We start from the raw sequence: 19879 nt of genomic DNA, 5'->3' as shown, positions 1-19879 counted from the left end.
TCAATCTCCTGTCTGTGCGGTGGAGCCGCGGAGGGCGTCGGCGACCGCCTTCACGTGGGGGCGGCGCAGCAGCCGGAAGTGGTCGCCGTCGGCGTGGGTGACCCCGAGGGGGCCGGTCAGCCCGCGCCACGCGGCGACGACGCCGTCGTCCCGGCCGGCCACGACCAGGTCGGTGGCGCCCGTGAACGGGGCCGGGCGGTGGGCCGCGAGCCCGGTGAGCACGTCGCGCCAGAAGGCGATCAGCGCGGCGGCGGTGGGACCGTCCAGTTCGGCCACGTCCGCCGGGTCCACGCCGAGGGTGGCGAAGAGCCGGTCGGCGTCGTCGGACCGCAGCAGCGGCTCCGGTCCGTGCTCGGCGACCTCGCGGCGCAGCGCGTCGAGCGCGGCGGCGTCGGCGTCCGCGTCGACCGGTCGCGGGTCGGAGTCGACCAGGACCAGCCGGTGGACCGCGACGCCCCGGTCGGTCAGCGCACGGGCCAGTTCGTGGGCGATGACACCGCCCGCCGACCAGCCCGCGACCACCGGTTCCCGGTCGCCGAGCACCGGAACCAGCTCGTCGGCGTAGCGCCCGGCCAGCGCGGCGAGGTCGGTCGCGCCGGAGTCCGCGTCACCGATCCGGCCCTGCACGCCGAACGCCTCGAAGTCGGCCGCCACCTCGCCGAGCAGGTCGCGGTAGCCGAACAGCGTGCCGCCGATGGGGTGGACCAGGACCAGCGGCCGCGCACCCCGCGCGCCACCCAGCGGCACCACGGCCTTCCCGGTCTGCCCTCGGTGGGACGACCGGGCGTCGATCCGCCGGGCCTGCTCGGCGACGGTGGGCGCGGTGTAGAGGTCGGCGAGCGGGATTTCGGTCGCCAGGTCGCGGCCCAGCCGCAGGGTGAGCCGGATGGCGAGCAGCGAGTGGCCGCCCAGGGCGAAGAAGTCGTCGTGCACGCCGATGCGGGAGACCCCGAGCACGGCCCGCCAGGCGTCGGCGACGCGCCGTTCGGTCTCCGTGCGCGGCGCCACCACCTCGCGGTGCGGCTCGACGTCGTCGGGCGGGGTCAGCGCCGCGCGGTCGACCTTGCCGCCGACGGTCGTCGGCAGCTCGTCCAGCAGGACGAACACCGAGGGGATCGCGGCGACCGGCAGGCGGCCGGCCAGGTGGTCGCGCAGTTCGTCGCGGTCGGGAGCGGTGGCCGCGACCAGGTGCGCGACCAGCCGGAGCTGCCCGTCGCCGAACCGGTGCGCGGTGACCGCCGCCGCGTGCACCGCGGGGTGGGTGCGCAGCGCCGCCTCGACCTCTTCCGGCTCGACGCGCTGGCCCTGGATCTTGACCTGGTGGTCGTTGCGGCCCAGGAACTCGATCTGCCCGTCCACGGTGTACCGGCCCAGGTCGCCCGTCCGGTAGAGCCGGCCGCCCGGCTCACCCCACGGGTCGGGCACGAACACCGCCGCCGTCGCCGCCGGGCGATTCACGTAACCCCGGCCCACGCCCGGACCGCCGATCACGATCTCCCCGACCGCGCCCGGCGGCACCCACTCCAGGGCCTCGTCCACCAGGTACACCCGGGCGTTGCCGTGGGGTCGGCCGATCACCGGCGCGCCGTACGCGGCGAGGTCGGCGAACGCGGCGTCCACGGTCGCCTCGGCGGGGCCGTACATGTTGTGCGACACCACGTCCGGGTGGGCGCGCAGCTCCCGCCACAGGTCGGGCGGGAACGCCTCGCCGCCGGCCGCGATCAGCTTCGGCGGGTGCGGCGCGTCCAGCAGGCCGGCCTCGACCATGAGCTGGACCTGGGACAGGGTCACGTCGACCACGTCCACCGCCCGGTGCGGGTCCTGCGCCAGCTCGACCAGTCGGCGCGGGTCGCGGCCCTCGGCCCCGGAGACCACCACGAGCTGGTGGCCGTCCAGCAGCGGCAGGACCTGGGTCAGGAAGAAGTCGGAGATGAACGCCGAGGTGCCGGTCACCACGCGGGCGTTCGAGCCGGCGGCGAGCCCGGCCCGCCGCATGCGCGGCAGGAGCAGGTTCTCGGCGTAGTTGGCGAGGTTGCCGTGGTCGACCATCACGCCCTTGGGCCGGCCCGTCGAGCCGGACGTGAACATCACGTACGCCAGGTCGCGCGGCCCGACGCGGGGCAGCGCCACGTCCGGGACGTCGTCCCCGTCCGGGGACACGGTCGGCCACGCGCCCGGCACGGTCTCGCGCGAGACCACCAACGCCGGCGCGGCGTCCTCGGTCATCACCGCGAGGCGTGCCGGCGGCAGGTCCGGGTCCAGCGGCAGGAACGCGCCGCCGGCCAGCCACACCGCCCACACCGCGATCGCCGCGTCCGGACCGGGCCGCAGGTGCAGGCCCACCACGTCGCCGCGCCGCGCGCCCGCGGCCACCAGGCGACGGGCCAGCCGCTCGGCCCGCGCGTCCAGCTCGGCGAACGTCAACGTCCCGTCGCCCGACCGCACGGCCGGCAGGTCCGGCCAGCGGCGGACGCGCTCCCGCAGCACCTCGTGCACCGGGACCTCGGCCGCCGGGAGCGACGCGTCGCCGGTCCAGCCCGCGATGCGGTCCCGCTCGCGGGCGCCGGCCCGCAGGAACCCCGCCACGGTGGCGCGCGGCGCGGCGTTCAGGCCGCGCAGCAGGTCGGTGAACGACGCCACCAGCTCCTCGGCCGCGCCCGGCTCGAAGAGGCCCGGGTCGGCCGCGAGGCCCAGGCGCAGGGTGTCGGCGGTGCGCGTGGCGGCCAGCGAGAGGTCGAACCGGCTGCGGCCGCCGCCGATCGGCACCTCGCCGATGGCCAGGCCGTCCGGCGCGCCGTCGGCGTCCTGCCCGATCGCGGTGAAGGAGAACATGGTGCCGAACAAGGGATTCGCGGTCTCGGCGCGGTCCGGCGCGACCGCGCGGACCACGTGCTCGAACGGCGCTTCCTGGTGCGCGAACGCCTCCAGCACCACGGTCCGGACGCGGTCGAGGTAGGTCGGGAAGTCCTCGTCCGGGTCGACCGTCACGCGCACGGCGAGCGTGTTGACGAAGAACCCGACCACCGGCGCGAGGTCCGGGTGCGACCGACCGGACACCGGGACGCCCACGACGACGTCGCGCTCACCCGAGTGCCGGGCCACCAGCAGGCAGTACACCGCCAGGTAGACCATGAAGTCGGTCGCGCCGGTCTCCGCCCGGAGCCGGTCCAGCTCGGCCAGGTCCGCCACGGGGACGGTGCCGGTGGACTCGTCGGCGTCCGCCGTCGCGTGCTCCTGCCGCACGCCGCGTGACCGCGGCCAGGAGGACGCCGTGCCGTCGAGCGTGCGACGCCAGTACGCGAGGTCGTCGTCCGCCTGCCGCCGCACCAGTTCGCGGTGCCAGACCGCGTAGTCCGCGTACCGGACGTCCAGCGGCGGCAGCGCGGCGGCCTCCGGGTCGCCGCCCGCCCGGTACAACGCCCACAGCTCGCGGTCCACGATCTCCGCCGACCACTCGTCGGTCGCGATGTGGTGGGCGACGAACAGGACCACGTGGTGGTCGGGCGCGGTGCGCCAGACGTGCGCCCGCAGCACCGGCCCGGAGCCCAGGTCGAACGGCCGGCGGGCCGCCTCGGTGACGAGGGCCGGCAGGTCGGCCTCGCGCACGTCCCGCGGCGTGAGGTCCAGGTCGAGGGTCGGGGAGATCCGCTGCACCACGCGGGCCTCGGCGTCGAGGTGCAGCGTCGTGCGGAACGGCTCGTGCCGCTCGACCAGGGCGTCGGCCGCCCGTGCCAGCACGGCCAGGTCGAGGTCGCCGCGGACGTCGTAGCCCCACGGGACGTTGTAGGTGGGGTCGTCGGGGGCGAGCTGCCACAGGAAGAACTGCCGCTCCTGGGCGTGCGACGCGGGCAGGTCCCGTTCGGCGCGGTCGAGCCGGGGAATCCGGTCCACGGACGCGCTCCGGTCGACCAATTCGGCCTGGGCGGCGACGGTCGGGCGGGCGAACACCTCGTGCAACGGCAGGTCGATGCCCAGCTCCGCGCCCACCCGCATCGCCAACCGCACGGCCAACAGGGAGTGCCCGCCGAGGGTGAAGAAGTCGTCGTGCACACCGACCTCGGACACGCCCAGCAACGCCCGCCACACCTCGGCGACCCGCCGCTCGGTCTCCGTCCTCGGCCGGACCGGCTCCCGGCCGGGCAGGTGCGCCACGACCTCGTCCGGCACGGTCAGCGCGGCGCGGTCGAGCTTGCCGCCCACCGTCATCGGCAGCGCGTCCAGCCGCACGACCACGCCCGGGACCGCCGCCGCGGGCAGCCGACCCGCGAGGTGGTCGCGGATCGCCGACCGGTCGAGCACCGCGCCGGGAGCCGTCACCAGGTGGGCGACCAGCCGCAACCGGCCGTCGCCACCGAGGGCTTGCGCGGTGACCGCCGCCGCCTCGACCGCCGGGTGGGCGCGCAACACGGCCTCGACCTCTTCCGGTTCGACGCGCTGGCCCTGGATCTTCACCTGGTGGTCGTTGCGGCCCAGGAACTCGATCTGCCCGTCCGCCGTGTACCGGCCCAGGTCGCCCGTCCGGTACAACCGACCGCCCGGTTCACCCCACGGATCGGGCACGAACACCGCCGCCGTCGCCCCCGGTCGGCCGACGTAACCCCGACCCACGCCCGGACCGCCGATCACGATCTCGCCCACCGAGCCCGGCGCGACCAACGACAGGGCCTCGTCCACCAGGTACACCCGCGCGTTGCCGTACGGCCGCCCGAGCACCGGCGTGCCGTGGTCGTGGACGGCCGCGAACGCCACGTCCACGGTCGCCTCGGCCGGTCCGTACGTGTTGTGCGCGACCACGTCCGGGTGGGCGCGCAACGCCTGCCACAGGTCCGGCGGGCACGCCTCGCCGCCGATCACGACCAGCTTCGGCGGGTGCGGCGCGTCCAGCAGACCCGCCTCCACCATCAACTGCACCTGCGAGGTGGTGGCGTCGACCACGTCCACCGCTCGCGCCGGGTCGTGCGCCCGCTCGACCAGCAGGCGCGGGTCGCGGCGCTCGGCGGCGGGCAGGACCAGCAGCCGGTGGCCGTCCAGCAGCGCCAGGACCTGCGCCAGGAAGAAGTCGGAGATGAACGCCGACGTCGCGGTGAGCACCCGGGCGTGCGGCGCCACCCCGGCCTGCCGCACCCGCGGCACGAGCAGGTGCTCGGCGTAGTTCGCGAGGCCGCCGTGGTGGACCACCACGCCCTTGGGCCGCCCGGTCGACCCGGACGTGAACATCACGTACGCCAGGTCTTCCGCGCCCACTCGCGGTAGGACCGCCTCGGGTGCGTCACCGTCCGGGGACACGGTCGGCCACGAGCCCGGCACGGTGTCCCGCGACACGACCACGGACGGCTTGGCGTCGTCCAGCATCATCGTCAAACGGGCCGCGGGCAGGTCGGGGTCCAGCGGCAGGAATGCGCCACCGGCCTTCCACACCGCCCACACCGCGACCACGGCGTCCACGCCCGGCCGCAGGTGCAGGCCCACCACGTCGCCACGCCGCACACCGGAAACCATTAGCTGACGCGCCAACGACTCGCTGCGCGCGTCCAACTCCGCGAACGTCAACTCCTCGGCACCCGACTCCACCGCCACCAGGCCCGACCACCGACCGACCCGCTCCCGCAACAGCTCGTGCACCGGCGTGGCGGGCGCGGGCAGCGAGCCGTCGCCGGTCCACTCCGCGATGCGCCGCTCCTCCCGGTCGCTCGCGCGGAGCAGGTCCGGCACACCGGTGCGCGGCGAGGTGTTCAGCGCGTGCAGCAGGTCGGTGAACGAGGTGAGCAGCTCCTCGGCCGCGCCCGGCGTGAACAGCCCGGTGTCGAGCCCGAGGGTCAGGTGAAGGCCGTTGGCGGTCCGGGTGGTGCCCAGGGACAGGTCGAACTGGTTGGCGCCGCCGCTCATCGGCAGGTCGCGGACCGTCAGGCCGTCCGGGGTGCCGCCGGCGTCGTGGCCGCCCGCCGTGAACGAGAACATGGTGCGGAACAACGGGTTCGCGGTCTCGGCGCGGTCCGGTGCGACCGCGCGCACGACGTGCTCGAACGGCGCTTCCTGGTGCTCGAACGCCTCCAGCACCACGGTCCGGACGCGACCGAGGTAGGTCGCGAAGTCCTCGTCGAGGCGCACGGCCACGCGCACCGCGAGCGTGTTCACGAAGAACCCGACCACCGGCGCGAGGTCCGGGTGCGACCGACCGGACACCGGGACGCCGACCACGACGTCGCGCTCACCCGAGTGCCGGGCCAGCAGGAGGCAGTACACCGCCAGGTAGAGCATGAAGTCGGTCGCGCCGGTCTCGGCCCGGAGCCGGTCCAGGCCGGCCAGGTCCGCCGGGAGGACGGTCCGCGAGCACTCCTCGGCCGGGGCGCTCTCCACGCGGGCGCCGGGCGAGCGCGGCCAAGACGACGCGGCGCCGTCGAGCGTGCGACGCCAGTACGCCAGGTCGTCCGCGCCGTGCCGCTCCACCAGATCCCGGTGCCACACCGCGTAGTCCGCGTACCGCACGTCCAGCGGTCGCAGGGCCGCCGACCGGGCGTCGCCGCCCGCGCGGTACAACGCCCACAGCTCGTCGCCGAGGACGTCGATCGACCACTCGTCCACCGCGACGTGGTGGGCGACGAACAGGAGCACGTGCCGGTCCGGCGCGGTCCGCCAGACGTGCGCCCGCAGCACCGGCCCGGTGGTGAGGTCGAACGGCCGGTGGGCGGCTTCGGCGACGAGGTCGGGCACGTCGGCCGCGGCGGCGTCCCGCACCGTGACCGGGCTGTCCCAGGTGGCGGCGACGCGCTGGCGGACCCGGCCCGTCGCGTCGAGGTGCAGGGTGGTGCGGAACGGCTCGTGCCGCTCGACCAGGGCGTTCACCGAGGCGGTCAACGCGGTCAGGTCGAGGTCGCCCTCGATCTCGTAACCCCACGGCACGGTGTAGGTCGATCCCCGCGGGTCGAGCTGCCACAGGACCCACTGCCGCTCCTGCGCGTGCGACGCGGGCAGGTCGCCTCCGGTGCGGTCGAGCCGGGGAATCCGGTCCACCGACGCGCTCCGGTCGACCAGCTCCGCCTGGGCGGCGACGGTCGGGCGGGCGAACACCTCGTGCAACGGCAGGTCGATGCCCAGCTCCGCGCCCACCCGCATCGCCAACCGCACGGCCAACAGCGAGTGCCCGCCCGACGTGAAGAAGTCGTCGTGCACACCGACCTCGGACACGCCCAGCAACGCCCGCCACACCTCGGCGACCCGCCGCTCGGTCTCCGTCCTCGGCAGCACCACGTCACGACGCGCCGGCTGCGCCTCGACGTCGTCCGGCACGGTCAACGCCCGCCGGTCGAGCTTGCCGCCCACCGTCATCGGCAGCGCGTCCACCACCACGAACACCGCGGGCACCGCCGCGGCCGGCAGTCGGCCCGCGAGGTGGTCGCGCAGCTCGGCGCGGTCGACGGGCACGCCCGCCGGGACGACGTGCGCGACCAGCCGGGGGCGGCCGTCGGCCGCGGGCCGGGCGGTCACCGCGGCGGCCTTGATCGCGGGGTGCGTGCGCAGCACCGCCTCGACCTCTTCCGGCTCGACGCGCTGGCCCTGGATCTTGACCTGGTGGTCGTTGCGACCCAGGAACTCGACGTGCCCGTCCACCGTGTACCGGCCCAGGTCGCCCGTCCGGTAGAGCCGGCCGCCCGGCTCACCCCACGGGTCGGGCACGAACACCGCCGCCGTCGCCGACGGGCGATTCACGTAACCCCGACCCACGCCCGGACCGCCGATCACGATCTCCCCGACCGTGCCGGGAGGCACCAGCCGGAGGTCCGCGTCGACCAGGTACATCCGCACGTTCCCGTACGGGCGCCCGATCACCGGCGCGGGGTGCGCGGACATGTCCGCGCAGGCCATCTCGACCGAGACCTCGGCCGGGCCGTAGATGTTGTGCGCCACCACGTCCGGGTGGGCGCGCAACGCCTGCCAGAGGTCCGGCGGGCACGCCTCGCCGGCGGCGGAGATCAACCGCGGCGGGTGCGGCGCGTCCAGCAGGCCGGCCTCGACCATGAGCTGCACCTGTGAGGTGGTCACGCCGACCACGTCCACGGCCCGCGCCGGGTCGTGCGCCCGCTCGACCAGCCGACGCGGGTCGCGCCCCTCCGCGCCGGAGACCACCAGGAGCCGGTGGCCGTCCAGCAACGGCATCATCTGCATCAGGAAGAAGTCCGAGATGAACGCCGACGTCCCGGTCACCACCCGGGCGTTGGACCCGGGCGCGAGGCCGGCTCCGCGGGTCCGTGGCAGGGCCAGGTTCTCGGCGTAGTTGGCCAGGTTGCCGTGGTCGACCATCACGCCCTTGGGCCGGCCCGTCGAACCCGACGTGAACATCACGTACGCCAGGTCGCGCGGCCCGACCCTGGGCAGCACCACGCCCGGGACGTCTCCCCCGGCCTCCGGCGTCACGGTCGGCCAGGACCCCGGCACGGTGTCCCGCGACACGACCACGGACGGCTTGGCGTCGTCCAGCATCATCTCCAGGCGCGCCGGCGGCAGCTCCGGGTCCAGCGGCAGGAACGCGGCACCCGCCTTCCACACCGCCCACACCGCCACCACCGCGTCCACGCCCGGCCGCAGGTGCAAACCGACCACGTCACCACGCCGCACACCGGAAACCACCAGGTGACGCGCCAACGACTCGCTGCGCGCGTCCAACTCCGCGAACGTCAACTCCTCGACACCCGACTCCACCGCCACCAGGCCCGACCACCGACCGACCCGCTCCCGCAACAGCTCGTGCACCGGCGTGGCGGGCGCAGGCAGCGAGGAGTCACCGGTCCAGCCGGCCATGGCCGCCCGCTCGCGGTCGCTCGCGGCCAGCAGCTCGCCCACCCCGACGCGCGGCGACGTCCCCAGCGCGTGCAGCAGGTCGGTGAACGACGCCACCAGTTCTTGCGCCGCCCCCGCCTCGAACAACCCGCCGTCGAGCCCGAGGGTCAGGTGCAGGCCGTCCGCCGTCCGGGTCGTGCCCAGCGACAGGTCGAACCGGCTGCCGCTGCCCTGGATCGGCAGGTCGCGCAGGGTGGTTCCGGCCGGCGCCCGGCCAGCGCGGTGCTCGTGACCGGTCTCGGCGGTGAAGGAGAACATGGTGCGGAACAGCGGGGTGGCGCTCCCGGCGCGGTCCGGCGCGACCGCGCGGACCACCTGCTCGAACGGGGCCTCCTGGTGCGCGAACGCCTCCAGGACCACGGTCCGGACGCGGTCGAGGTAGGTCGGGAAGTCCTCGTCCGGGTCGACCGTCACGCGCACCGCGAGCGTGTTCACGAAGAACCCGACCACCGGCGCGAGGTCCGGGTGCGACCGACCGGACACGGGCACGCCGATCACCACGTCCCGCTCACCGGAGTGGCGGGCCAGCAGGAGGCTGTAGACGGCCAGGTAGAGCATGAAGTCGGTGGCGCCGGCCTGCGCGCGGAGGCGTTCCAGCACGGCCAGGTCGTCCGCCGGGACGACGCGGGTGCACTGCTCGGCCTCGACGGCGGGAGCCTCACCCCTGGTGCCGCGGGATCGCGGCCAGGACGACACCGTGCCGTCGAGCGTGCGGCGCCAGTACGCCAGGTCGTCCGCGCCGTGCCGCTCCACCAGCTCCCGGTGCCACACCGCGTAGTCCGCGTACCGGACGTCCAGCGGCGGCAGCGAGGCAGCCTCCGGGTCGCCGCCGGCCCGGTACAGGGCCCACAGCTCACCGTCCACGACGTCCAGGGACCACTCGTCGATCGCGATGTGGTGCGCGACGAACACGACCACGTGCCGGTCCGGCGCGGTTCGCCAGACGTCCACCCGCAGCACCGGCCCGGCGGTCAGGTCGAACGGGCGGGCCACCGCCTGCTCGACCAGCCCCGCCAGGTCGGCCTCGGCCACGTCCCGCGCGACCAGGCGGCCGGGCGTGACCTCGCGGACGCGTTGCCGGACCCGGCCGTCCGCGTCCACGTGCAGCGTGGTGCGCAGCGACTCGTGCCGGTCGAGGAGGGCGTCCACGGACGCGGCGAGCACGGCCAGGTCGAGGTCGCCCTCCACCTCGTAGCCCCACGGCACGTGGTAGGTGGAGCTGTCCGGGCTGAGCTGCCACAGGAACCACTGCCGCTCCTGGGCGTGCGAGGCGGGCAGGTCCCCGGACGCCGGCCGGTCCACCCGGGCGATCGGCTCGACCGCGCCGGCCGCCGCACGCGCGTCGACCAGCTCCGCCTGGGCGGCCACCGTCGGGCGGGCGAACACCTCGTGCAGCGACAGGTCGACCGCCAGCTCCGCGCCCACCCGCATCGCCAACCGCACGGCCAGCAGCGAATGGCCGCCGAGGGTGAAGAAGTCGTCGTGCACACCGATCTCGGACACGCCCAGCAAGGCGCGCCACACCTCGGCGACCCGCCGCTCGGTCCCGGTGCGCGGGGCCACCACGTCACGACGCGCCGGTTGCGCCTCGACGTCGTCCGGCACGGTCAGCGCGGCGCGGTCGAGCTTGCCGCCCACCGTCATCGGCAGCGCGTCGAGCACCACGAGCACGTTCGGGACCGCCGCCGCCGGCAGCCGGGCGGCGAGGTGGTCGCGGACGTCGTCCCGGTCCACCGGGGCACCGCCCGCCGCGACCAGGTGCGCGACCAGCCGCAACCGGCCGTCGGGCGCGGGCCGCGCGGTCACGGCCGCCGCCTCGACCGCCGGGTGGGCGCGCAGGACGGCCTCGACCTCTTCCGGTTCGACCCGCTGGCCGAGGATCTTGACCTGGAAGTCGCCGCGCCCGAGGAACTCGATCTGGCCGTCCGGCGTGTACCGGCCGAGGTCGCCCGTGCGGTAGAGCCGGCTGCCCGGCTCGCCCCAGGGGTTCGGCACGAACACCGCCGCCGTCGCCGCCGGGCGGTTCACGTAACCCCGGCCCACGCCGGGACCGCCGATCACGATCTCCCCGGCCGCGCCCGGCGCGACCAGCGACAGGGTCTCGTCCACCAGGTAGGCCCGCACGTTGCCGTACGGCCGGCCGATCACCGGCGCACCGTGCGCGCCGATGTCGGCGAACGTCGCGTCGACCGCGGCCTCGGCGGGGCCGTAGGTGTTGTGCGCCGCCACGGCGGGGCGCGAGCGCAGCTCCCGCCACAGGTCGGGCGGGCACGCCTCGCCGCCGATCGCGATCAGCCTCGGCGGGTGCGGCGCGTCCAGCAGACCCGCCTCCACCATCAACTGCACCTGTGAGGTGGTGGCGTCGATGACGTCCACCGCCCGTTGCGGGTCCTGGGCGCGCTCCACCAGCAGGCGCGGGTCGCGGGCCTCCGAGCCGGACAGCACCAGCAGCCGGTGGCCGTCCAGCAGCGGGAGGACCTGTTCGAGGAAGAAGTCGGAGATGAACGCGGACGTCCCGGTCAGCACGCGCGCCTGCCGCCCGGGGTCGATCCCGCCCCGGCGCAGGCGCGGCAGCAGGAGCGCTTCGGCGAAGTTCGCCAGGCCGCCGTGGTCGACCATCACGCCCTTGGGCCGGCCCGTCGAACCGGACGTGAACATCACGTACGCCAGGTCGCGCGGCCCCACGCGGGGCAGCTCCACTTCCGGCGCGTCGGCGTCGGCGTCCGGGGACAGGGTCGGCCGCGGGCCGAGGTCGGCCGTCTCGCGTGACACGACCACGGCCGGGTCGGTGTCGTCCAGCATCACCCGCAGGCGGGCGGGCGGCAGCTCCGGGTCCAGCGGCAGGAACGCCGCGCCGGCCTTCCACGCCGCCCACACCGCGACGATCGCGTCCACGCCCGGCCGCAGGTGCAGGCCCACCACGTCGCCGCGCCGCACGCCGGTCGCGGCCAGGCGCCGCGCCAGGGACTCGCTGCGTGCGTCCAGCCCGGCGAAGGTCAGCTCGTCGCCGCCCGACTCGACCGCCACCGCGGCCGGCCACCGCGCGGCCCGCTCGCGCAGCAGCTCGTGCACCGGCAGCCCGGACACGGGCGCGTCCGTGCCCTGCCAGGAGGCGAGCAGCCGCTCCTCCTCGGGGCACAGCAGGGACGCCGCGCCGTGGTGCGCCGCGCCGTCGGCGGCCATGGCCCGCAACGCCCGCAGGTGGCTGTCCCGCAACCGGGTGACCTGGCCGGCGGTGAGGCCGTCGAGCGCGTAGTCGATCTCCAGCAGCATCCCGTCCGCGCCGGGTTCGTGGCTGAAGGTCACGTCCAGCGGGAAGTTGGTGCGCGCCACGCCGGGCAGCACCGGGTCCGCGCCGGCCTGGTCGAGCGTGCCGTCCGTCGCGAGCCGCGCGATCCGGTGGAAGTTGTTGTAGGTGACGTTGCTGTGGAACAGCGGCCCGCCGCCGCCCAGCTCCCGTTGCAGCGCCGCCATCGGGTAGCGGCGGTGCGGGAGCAGGTCGCGTTCGGCGGCGTGGACCGCGCGGGCGAGGTCGTGCCAATCGCCCTCGGGCAACCGCACCCGCAGGGGCACGGTGTTGAGGAACAGGCCGCGCGCCTCCGCGCCGTCGGCCTCCTCCAGCCGCCCGTTGGCGGTCAGGCCGACCAGCACGTCGGTCGAGCCGGTGACCAGGCCGAGCACCTTGAGGTGCGCGGCGAGCACGACGGTCTTGAGCGACACCCCGGCGCGCCCGGCGAACTCCTCCAGGCCGCGCAGCAACTCGGCGGGCAACGGCGTGGTCAACGACCCGTGGCCCGCGGCCTCGTCGCGCTCGTGGCGCTCACCGGCGACCGTGTCGCCGGCCAGGTGATCGGCGGCCGGGTACCCGCCGGGCCACCGGGCGATCCGGCCGTCCGGCGCGTCGGCGAGGCGGGACCGCCAGTAGTCCCGGCTCTCCGGCGAGTCCAGGGCGGCCCGTTCGGCGGCGACGAAGTCGCGGTACGTGGAGCGCAGCGGCTCGACCGGCGGGCGTTCGCCGGCGAGCAGGCGGTGGTAGCGGTCGGTGATCTCGGCCAGGGTGGAGACCACGCTCCAGCCGTCCAGGATGGAGTGGTGCTCGGTGATGGTCCACTGGAAGGAGTGGTCGGACAGCACGTGCACGGCCATCCGGCACAGCGGGGCCTCGGCCAGGTCGAACCGGGCCGCCTGCTGCTCCCGGACGTGGTCCAGCAACACCGCGCGCCGCTGCTCGGCGGAGGCGTCCCGCAGGTCGACCACGGTGAACGGCACCTCGACGGCGGCGTGCACCAGTTGCAGGGGCTCGCTGAACGCCACCAGGTCGAACGACGTGCGCAGCACCGGGTGCCGGGCCACGACCTGGGCGACCGCCTCCCGGAACGCCGCCTCGTCGAAGCGGCCGGCCAGGCGCATCGTCTCCACGTTGTGGTACGGATTGCGCGCACGGTCGCGCTCCATCTCGTAGACCATGCCGACCTGGAGCTGCGCCATCGGGTACGCGTCGACCAGCCCGGACGGCAGCAGCGCGCGGTCGGCCTCGGCCACGAGCGAGAACGGGCTGGTGGCCGGGAGGTCCGCCGCCGCGCCGGTCGCCGCGGTCGTCGCCAGCTCGGCCAGGGTGGGCGCGTCGAGCAGGTCCGACAACCGCAGCGAGATCCCCGCGTCGCGCGCCCGGCCGAGGATCTGGATGCTGCGGATCGAGTCGCCGCCCAGGTCGAAGAAGTTGTCGTGCCGCCCCACCCGGTCCACGCCCAGCACCCGGCGCCAGATGTCGGCCAGCAGCTCCTCGACCTCGCCGACCGGGGGGACGTACCGCTGCCCCATCTCCGGGCGGTGCGCGTCGGGTTCGGGCAGCGCGCGGCGGTCCACCTTGCCCTGCGGGGTCAGCGGCAACGCGGCCAGCGTCACGAAGTGCCGCGGGATCATGTAGTCCGGCAGCCGGCCGCCGAGCCAGGCCCGCAGCTCGTCCGCGGCGGGCGGCGCGTCGTCGGGCACGAGGTAGGCGACCAGGTCGGTCCGCCCCTCGGCGTCGGTGTGCGGGGTGACGGCGGCCTCCAGCAGCCGGGGGTGGCCGGCGAGGACGTTCTCGATCTCCCCCGTCTCGATCCGGTAGCCGCGGACCTTGACCTGCGCGTCGCCCCGGCCCAGGTACTCCAGCCCGCCGCGGGCGTTCCAGCGGGCCAGGTCGCCGCTGCGGTACAGCCGCGCGCCCTCCGCGCCGGACAGGTGGTCGGGCACGAACCGCTGCGCGGTCAGCGCCGGACGTGCCACGTAACCGCGGGTCACGCCGGCCCCGGAGACGTGCAGCTCGCCGGTGACGCCGACCGGGCAGGGGATCCCGTGCTCGTCCAGCACGTGCGCGCCGAGGTCCGGCAGCGGACGCCCGATCGGGCTCACGTCGCCGTCCACGTGCCCCGCGTCCAGCTCCAGGTACGTGACGTGGACGGTGGTCTCGGTGATCCCGTACATGTTGACCAGCAGCGGCGCGGCGTACCCGTGCCGGGACGCCCACCGCCGCACCGACGGCCGGTGCAGCGCCTCGCCGCCGAACACCACGGCGCGCAGCGCGAGGTCGCCGCCCAGCCGCTCGTCGGCCGTCTCGAACTGGCGGAACGCCGAGGGCGTCTGGCTCAGGATCGTCACGCGCTCGTCGCGCACCAGCCGGTGGAACGCCTCCACGTCCCGGCTCACCGCGTGCGGCACCACCACGAGCCGGCCGCCGGTGGTCAACGCGCCCCACATCTCCCAGACGGAGAAGTCGAACGCGAAGCTGTGGAACAGCGACCACACGTCGTCCGGCCCGAACGGCAGCCACTCGCGCACGCCGCGCACCAGCCGCACCACGTTCCGGTGCGTCACCACCGTCCCCTTGGGACGCCCGGTCGACCCCGACGTGAAGATCACGTAGCACCCGTGGTCCGGCCCCGCGGCCGGCAGGTCCACGTCCCCGGCGTCGGGCACGTCGTCGAGGTCGACCTGCTCCCACGGCCCCTCCGGGACGGCGGCCGCGGTCTCCGCGTGCACCACGACCAGCGGCGCGCCGACGTCCCGCAGCATGAAGTCCATGCGGTCGGCCGGGAACGCCGTGTCCAGCGGCACGTACACCCCGCCCGCGCGCAGCACCGCCAGGCACGCCACCACGGTCTGCCACGACCGCTCCACGCACACCCCGACGCACACCTCCGGGCCGACGCCCAGGCGCCGCAGGCGGCGGGCCAGCGCGTCGGCGCGGTCGGCCAGTTCGCGGTAGGTCAGGGTGATGCCGTCGGTCAGCGCCGGCGCGTCGGGGCGTTCGGCGGTCACGGCCGCCACCAGGTCGTGCACCGTCGCCGCGCCGGGCACCACCGTCGCGGGCCGCGACCACTCGGCCAGCCGGCGGGCCTCGTCACCGGAGACCAGCGCGACCCGGGTGTGGCGGGCGGCGGGCTCGGCGGTCATCGCGCCGATCGCGCGCAGGTGGTGGTCGCGCAGCAGGGTGACCTGGTCGCGGGTGAGCTTGCGGGTGTCGTACTCCAGTTCCAGGCGCAGCTCCGCGGAACCGGCCTCGCGGCTGAACGACACCAGCAGCGGGAAGCTCGTGCGGCTGGAGCCGGTGGACCCCTGGTCGCCGGCGTCGAGCCGCCACGCGCCGTCGCCCTCGGCCAGCCGGCCGAACCGGTGGAAGTCGTTGTAGACGAAGCCCACGTCGAACAGCGACCCGCCGCCGAGTTCGCGCTGGAGCGCGGCCATCGGGTAGCGGCGGTGCGGCAGGGCGTCGTGCTCGGCCGCGAGGACGGCGCGGGCCAGGTCCTCCCAGCTCGCGTCCGGCAGCGCGACGCGGAACGGGAGGGTGTTGAGGAACAGGCCGCGCACCTCCGCGCCGTCCGCCTCCTCCAACCGCCCGTGCGAGGACAGGCCGATCGTCACGTCACCCGGCCGGCCGGTGGCGGTGGCGATCACCTTGAGGTGCGCGGCGAGCAGCGCGGTCTTGACCGGGACGCCGGCCCGGCGGGCGAAGTCCTCGACGGCCGCCCGCCGCTCGGCGGACAGCGTGGTGACCAGCGAGCCGTGGCCCAGCTCCTCGTCGCGGTCGTGCCGCTCGCCGGGCACGGTGTCGCCCAGCGCCTCGGGCGCGGCGACCGACCAGCGCGGCAGCGGGCTGCCCTCGCTGCCGGCGAGCAGGTCGTGCCAGTAGGCGCGGGCGGCCGGCGAGGACAGGGCCTCGCGCTCGGCGGCGATGAAGTCGCGGTAGTGGGAGCGCAGCGGTCCGGGTCGGGGGTCGCGCCCGGCCAGCAGCTCCTCGTAGGTGGTGCTGATCTCGGCGAGGGTGGAGGTCAGGCTCCAGCCGTCGAGGATGGCGTGGTGCTCGGTGACGGTCCACTGGAACGCGTCGTCGGACAGCACGTGCACGCCCATCCGGCACAGCGGCGCGACGGTCGGGTCGAAGGCGGTGCGCCGTTCGACGGCCACGTGCTCGTCCACCGCCGCGCGCCCCGCGTCCGGCGCCGTCCCGCGCAGGTCCACCACGGTCAGCGGGATCTCGACGTCCCGGTGCACGAGCTGCGTCGGCACGCGGTAGCGGCTCAGGTCGAACGACGTCCGCAGGACCGGGTGCCGTGCGGTCACGCGGGTCAGCGCCTCGCGGAAGGCCGCCGCGTCGAACGCGCCGGTCAGCCGCATGGTGTGGACGTTGTGGTACGGGGTGCGGCCGGGGTCGCGCTCCATCTCGAAGACCATGCCCGCCTGGAGTTCCGCCATCGGGTAGGCGTCCTCCAGGCCGTCCGGGAGCAGCGCGCGGTCGTCGTCGTCCAGCAGCGAGAAGGGCTCCGAGCGCGGCCCCTCCTCGACGCCGCCGCCGAGCGCGGCGGCGAGCCCGGCCGGGGTCGGGTGCGCCAGCAGCGTCGCCAGCGCGGCGGGCAGCCCCGCCTCCCGCGCCTCGCCGAGGACCTGGATGCTGCGGATGGAGTCGCCGCCCAGGTCGAAGAAGTCGTCGTGCCGCCCGACCCGGTCCACGCCCAGCACGCGGCGCCAGATGTCGGCCAGCCGCTCCTCCAGCTCGCCGACCGGGGCGACGAACTCCTGCGCCACGTCGGGGCGCACCTCGTCGGGCTCCGGCAGCGCGCGCCGGTCCACCTTCGCGTTCGCGGTGAGCGGCATCGCGTCGAGGAAGACGAACAGCCGGGGCACCATGTACGCGGGCAACCGCGCGCCGAGCCACGCCCGCACCCGGTCGCCGGCCGGCGCCTCGCCGTCGGCCACCAGGTAGGCCACCAGGTCCACGCCGGCGGCCGTGTTGGCGCGCGTCACCACGACGCACTCGCGCACGTCGGGGTGGTCGCGCAGGGCCGACTCGACCTCGCCCAGCTCCACCCGGTACCCGCGCACCTTCACCATGTGGTCGGTGCGGCCCAGGAACTCGACCAGGCCGTCCACGGACCAGCGGCCCCGGTCGCCCGTGCGGTACAGCCGCTCGCCGGGCCGGAACGGGTGCGGCAGGAACCGCTCCGCCGACAGCGCGGGCCGCCCCAGGTACCCGCGCGCCAGGCACGGGCCCGACACGTACAGCTCGCCGGGCGACCCGACCGGGACCGGCATGCCGACCTCGTCGAGCACCCACACCTCGGTGTTCGCCAACGGCACGCCCAGCGGCAGCGCCCCCGAGGGCACGTCACCGCGCCGGAACGAACCGCACACCGAGAACGTCGTGGTCTCCGTCGGACCCCAGCAGTTGACCAGCTCCAACTCCGGGCAGCGCTCCAGGATCCGCACCACGTGCTGCGGCGACACGGTCTCGCTGCCGGTCAGGAAACGCCGCAACCCGTCGAACGCCTGCGGCTCGTGGTCCACGAGCAACGCGAACAGCGACGCCGTCGCGTGCAGCACCGTCACACCGGACTCGGCCACCCACCGCGCGATCTCCGCCGGCCCGTAGCGCACCGCGGGCGCGAGCACCAACCGCGCGCCGGCGACCAAGGGCGCCCACACCTCGAACGTGGACACGTCGAACGACGACGGGGCGATCTGCAACACCGTGTCGTCCGCCCGGACCGTCATGGTGTCACCGCCGTGCAGCAGCTCGACCACGTTGCGGTGCCGCGTCACCACGCCCTTGGGCTGCCCCGTCGAGCCCGACGTGAAGATGACGTAGCAACCGTTGTCCAACCCGGCCCCGCCCGGCAGGTCCTCCGCGCTGCCCTCCGCCCACAGCTCGTCGCCCACCACCAGCACCCGCCACGGACCGGCGGGGACGGCGGGCGCGGCGGTCGGCGCGGCCAGCACGAGCCCGGTCCCGGCCTGCCGGAGCATGAACTCCAGGCGGGCGGTCGGGAAGTCGGGGTCCAGCGGCACGTACAGGCCGCCGGCCTTGAGCACGGCGAGCCAGGTGACGACCATCTCCACCGACCGCCCGACGCAGACCCCGACCGCGCTGTCGACCCCGACACCGAGGTCGCGCAGCCGGCGCGCCAGCCGGTTCGCCCGCGCGTTCAGCTCCCCGTACGACAGCGACACGTCACCCGACACCAGCGCCACCGAGTCCGGTGCCGCCGCCGCGCGCTCCTCCACCATCCGGTGCACCAACACCTGCGGGACATCGGCCACCGTCGAGTTCCACGACTCCAGCAACGACCGCTCGTCCTCGCCCAGCAACGACACCCAGCGGTGCGCGGCGTCCGGGGCGGCCACCATCTCCGCCAACACCCGCAGGTAGTAGTCGCGCAGGGCGGCGAGCTGCACGGCGGGGAACGCCCGCGCGTCGTACTCCAGTTGCAGGCACAGGCCGTCGAGGCCCGGTTCCCGGCCGAACGCGACGACCAGGGCGAAGTGCGTGCGCGAGACGTCGGCGACGGCCTGCTCCCCGGCGTCGGCGTCGTCGCCCGCCGCCTCGGTGATCTGCTGGAAGTCGGTGTAGACGAAGTTGGTCTCGAACAGCGGCGAGCCGCCCAGCTCCCGTTGCAGCACGCCCATCGGGTAGCGCCGGTGCGGCAGCAGGGCGTTCTCGGCGTCGAACACGGACCGGACCAGGTCGCGCCAACCGCCGTCGGGCAGCGCGACGCGGAACGGCACGGTGTTGACGAACAGGCCGCACACGTCGGCCCCGCCCTCGACCTCCAGCCGCCCGTTGGCGGTGAGCCCGACCACCACGTCCCGGGAACCGGTGACCAGGCTCATCACCTTCACGTGCGCGGCCAGCAGCACCGCCTTCACCGGCACCCGCCACTGCCGCGCCAGCTCGCGGAGCGCGGACTCCAGCTCCCCGCCCAGGGGCGTGATCAGCGAGCCGTAGCCCCGGCTCTCGTCCCGGACGTGCCGCTCCCCGTCGACCGGCCCGGCGGTCAACGCCACCGCCCGGTCGGCGGGCCAGCGCGGCAGGCGGCTGTCCGGCGGCTCCGCCAGGAGGGTGCGCCAGAAGTCGTTGCTCTCCGGCGAGGCCAGGGCCTCCCGCTCGGCGGCGACGTAGTCGGCGTAGGTCGAGCGCAGCGGCGCGGCCACCAGCGCCTCGCCCGCCAGGAGTCGCCGGTAGGAGCCGATCAGCTCGGCGACGACCGACGCCAGGCTCCAGCCGTCGAGGATGGCGTGGTGCTCGGTGAGCGTCCACTGGAACGCGTCGTCGGACAGCACGTGCACGCCCATCCGGCACAGCGGCGGCACGGACAGGTCCAGCGGGGTGCGCCGCTCGGCGACGACGTAGGCCGACACCGCGTCACGGGCGGCGCTCGGGCTCGTGCCGCGCAGGTCGGCCACGACCAGCGGCACCTCGGCGGCGCCGTAGACCAGTTGCATCGGCTCGCTGAAGCCGACCAGGGCGAACGAGGTGCGCAGGACGGGGTGCCGGGCGACGACGGCGGCCACCGCGTCGCGGAAGCACCGCTCGTCGAACGGCGCGGCGATCCGCAGGGTGTGCACGTTGTGGTACGGCAGCCGGTCCGGGTCCCGCTCCATCTCGTAGACCATGCCGACCTGCAGCTCCGACATCGGGTAGGCGTCCTCCAGCCCACCCGGCAGGAACGGCCCGTCCTCGGCCGCTCCGCCGTCCCGCGTCACCTCGTCCGCCCGGCTGTGCATCCGT

At 75.3% G+C, this 19879-nt stretch carries 1 protein-coding gene; it reads right to left on the bottom strand.

Annotated features, from left to right (window positions below; genetic code table 11):
- Positions 1 to 19875: an amino acid adenylation domain-containing protein gene (locus tag ACWEFJ_RS22640; RefSeq protein WP_449714938.1), complete on the bottom strand. Its 19875-nt coding sequence runs from the start codon at positions 19873 to 19875 to the stop codon at positions 1 to 3.
- Positions 19876 to 19879 lie beyond the last annotated feature (4 nt).

The sequence above is a fragment of the Actinosynnema sp. NPDC004786 genome (assembly GCF_053601135.1).
The sequence above is the reverse complement of the archived record's forward strand: the minus strand, read 5'-3'. Positions and strand labels throughout refer to the sequence as shown.

Excerpts from the sequence above, each read along its gene's own strand:
- ACWEFJ_RS22640 (WP_449714938.1), bottom strand. The coding sequence starts at position 19,875 with ATGCACAGCCGGGCGGACGAGGTGACGCGGGACGGCGGAGCGGCCGAG.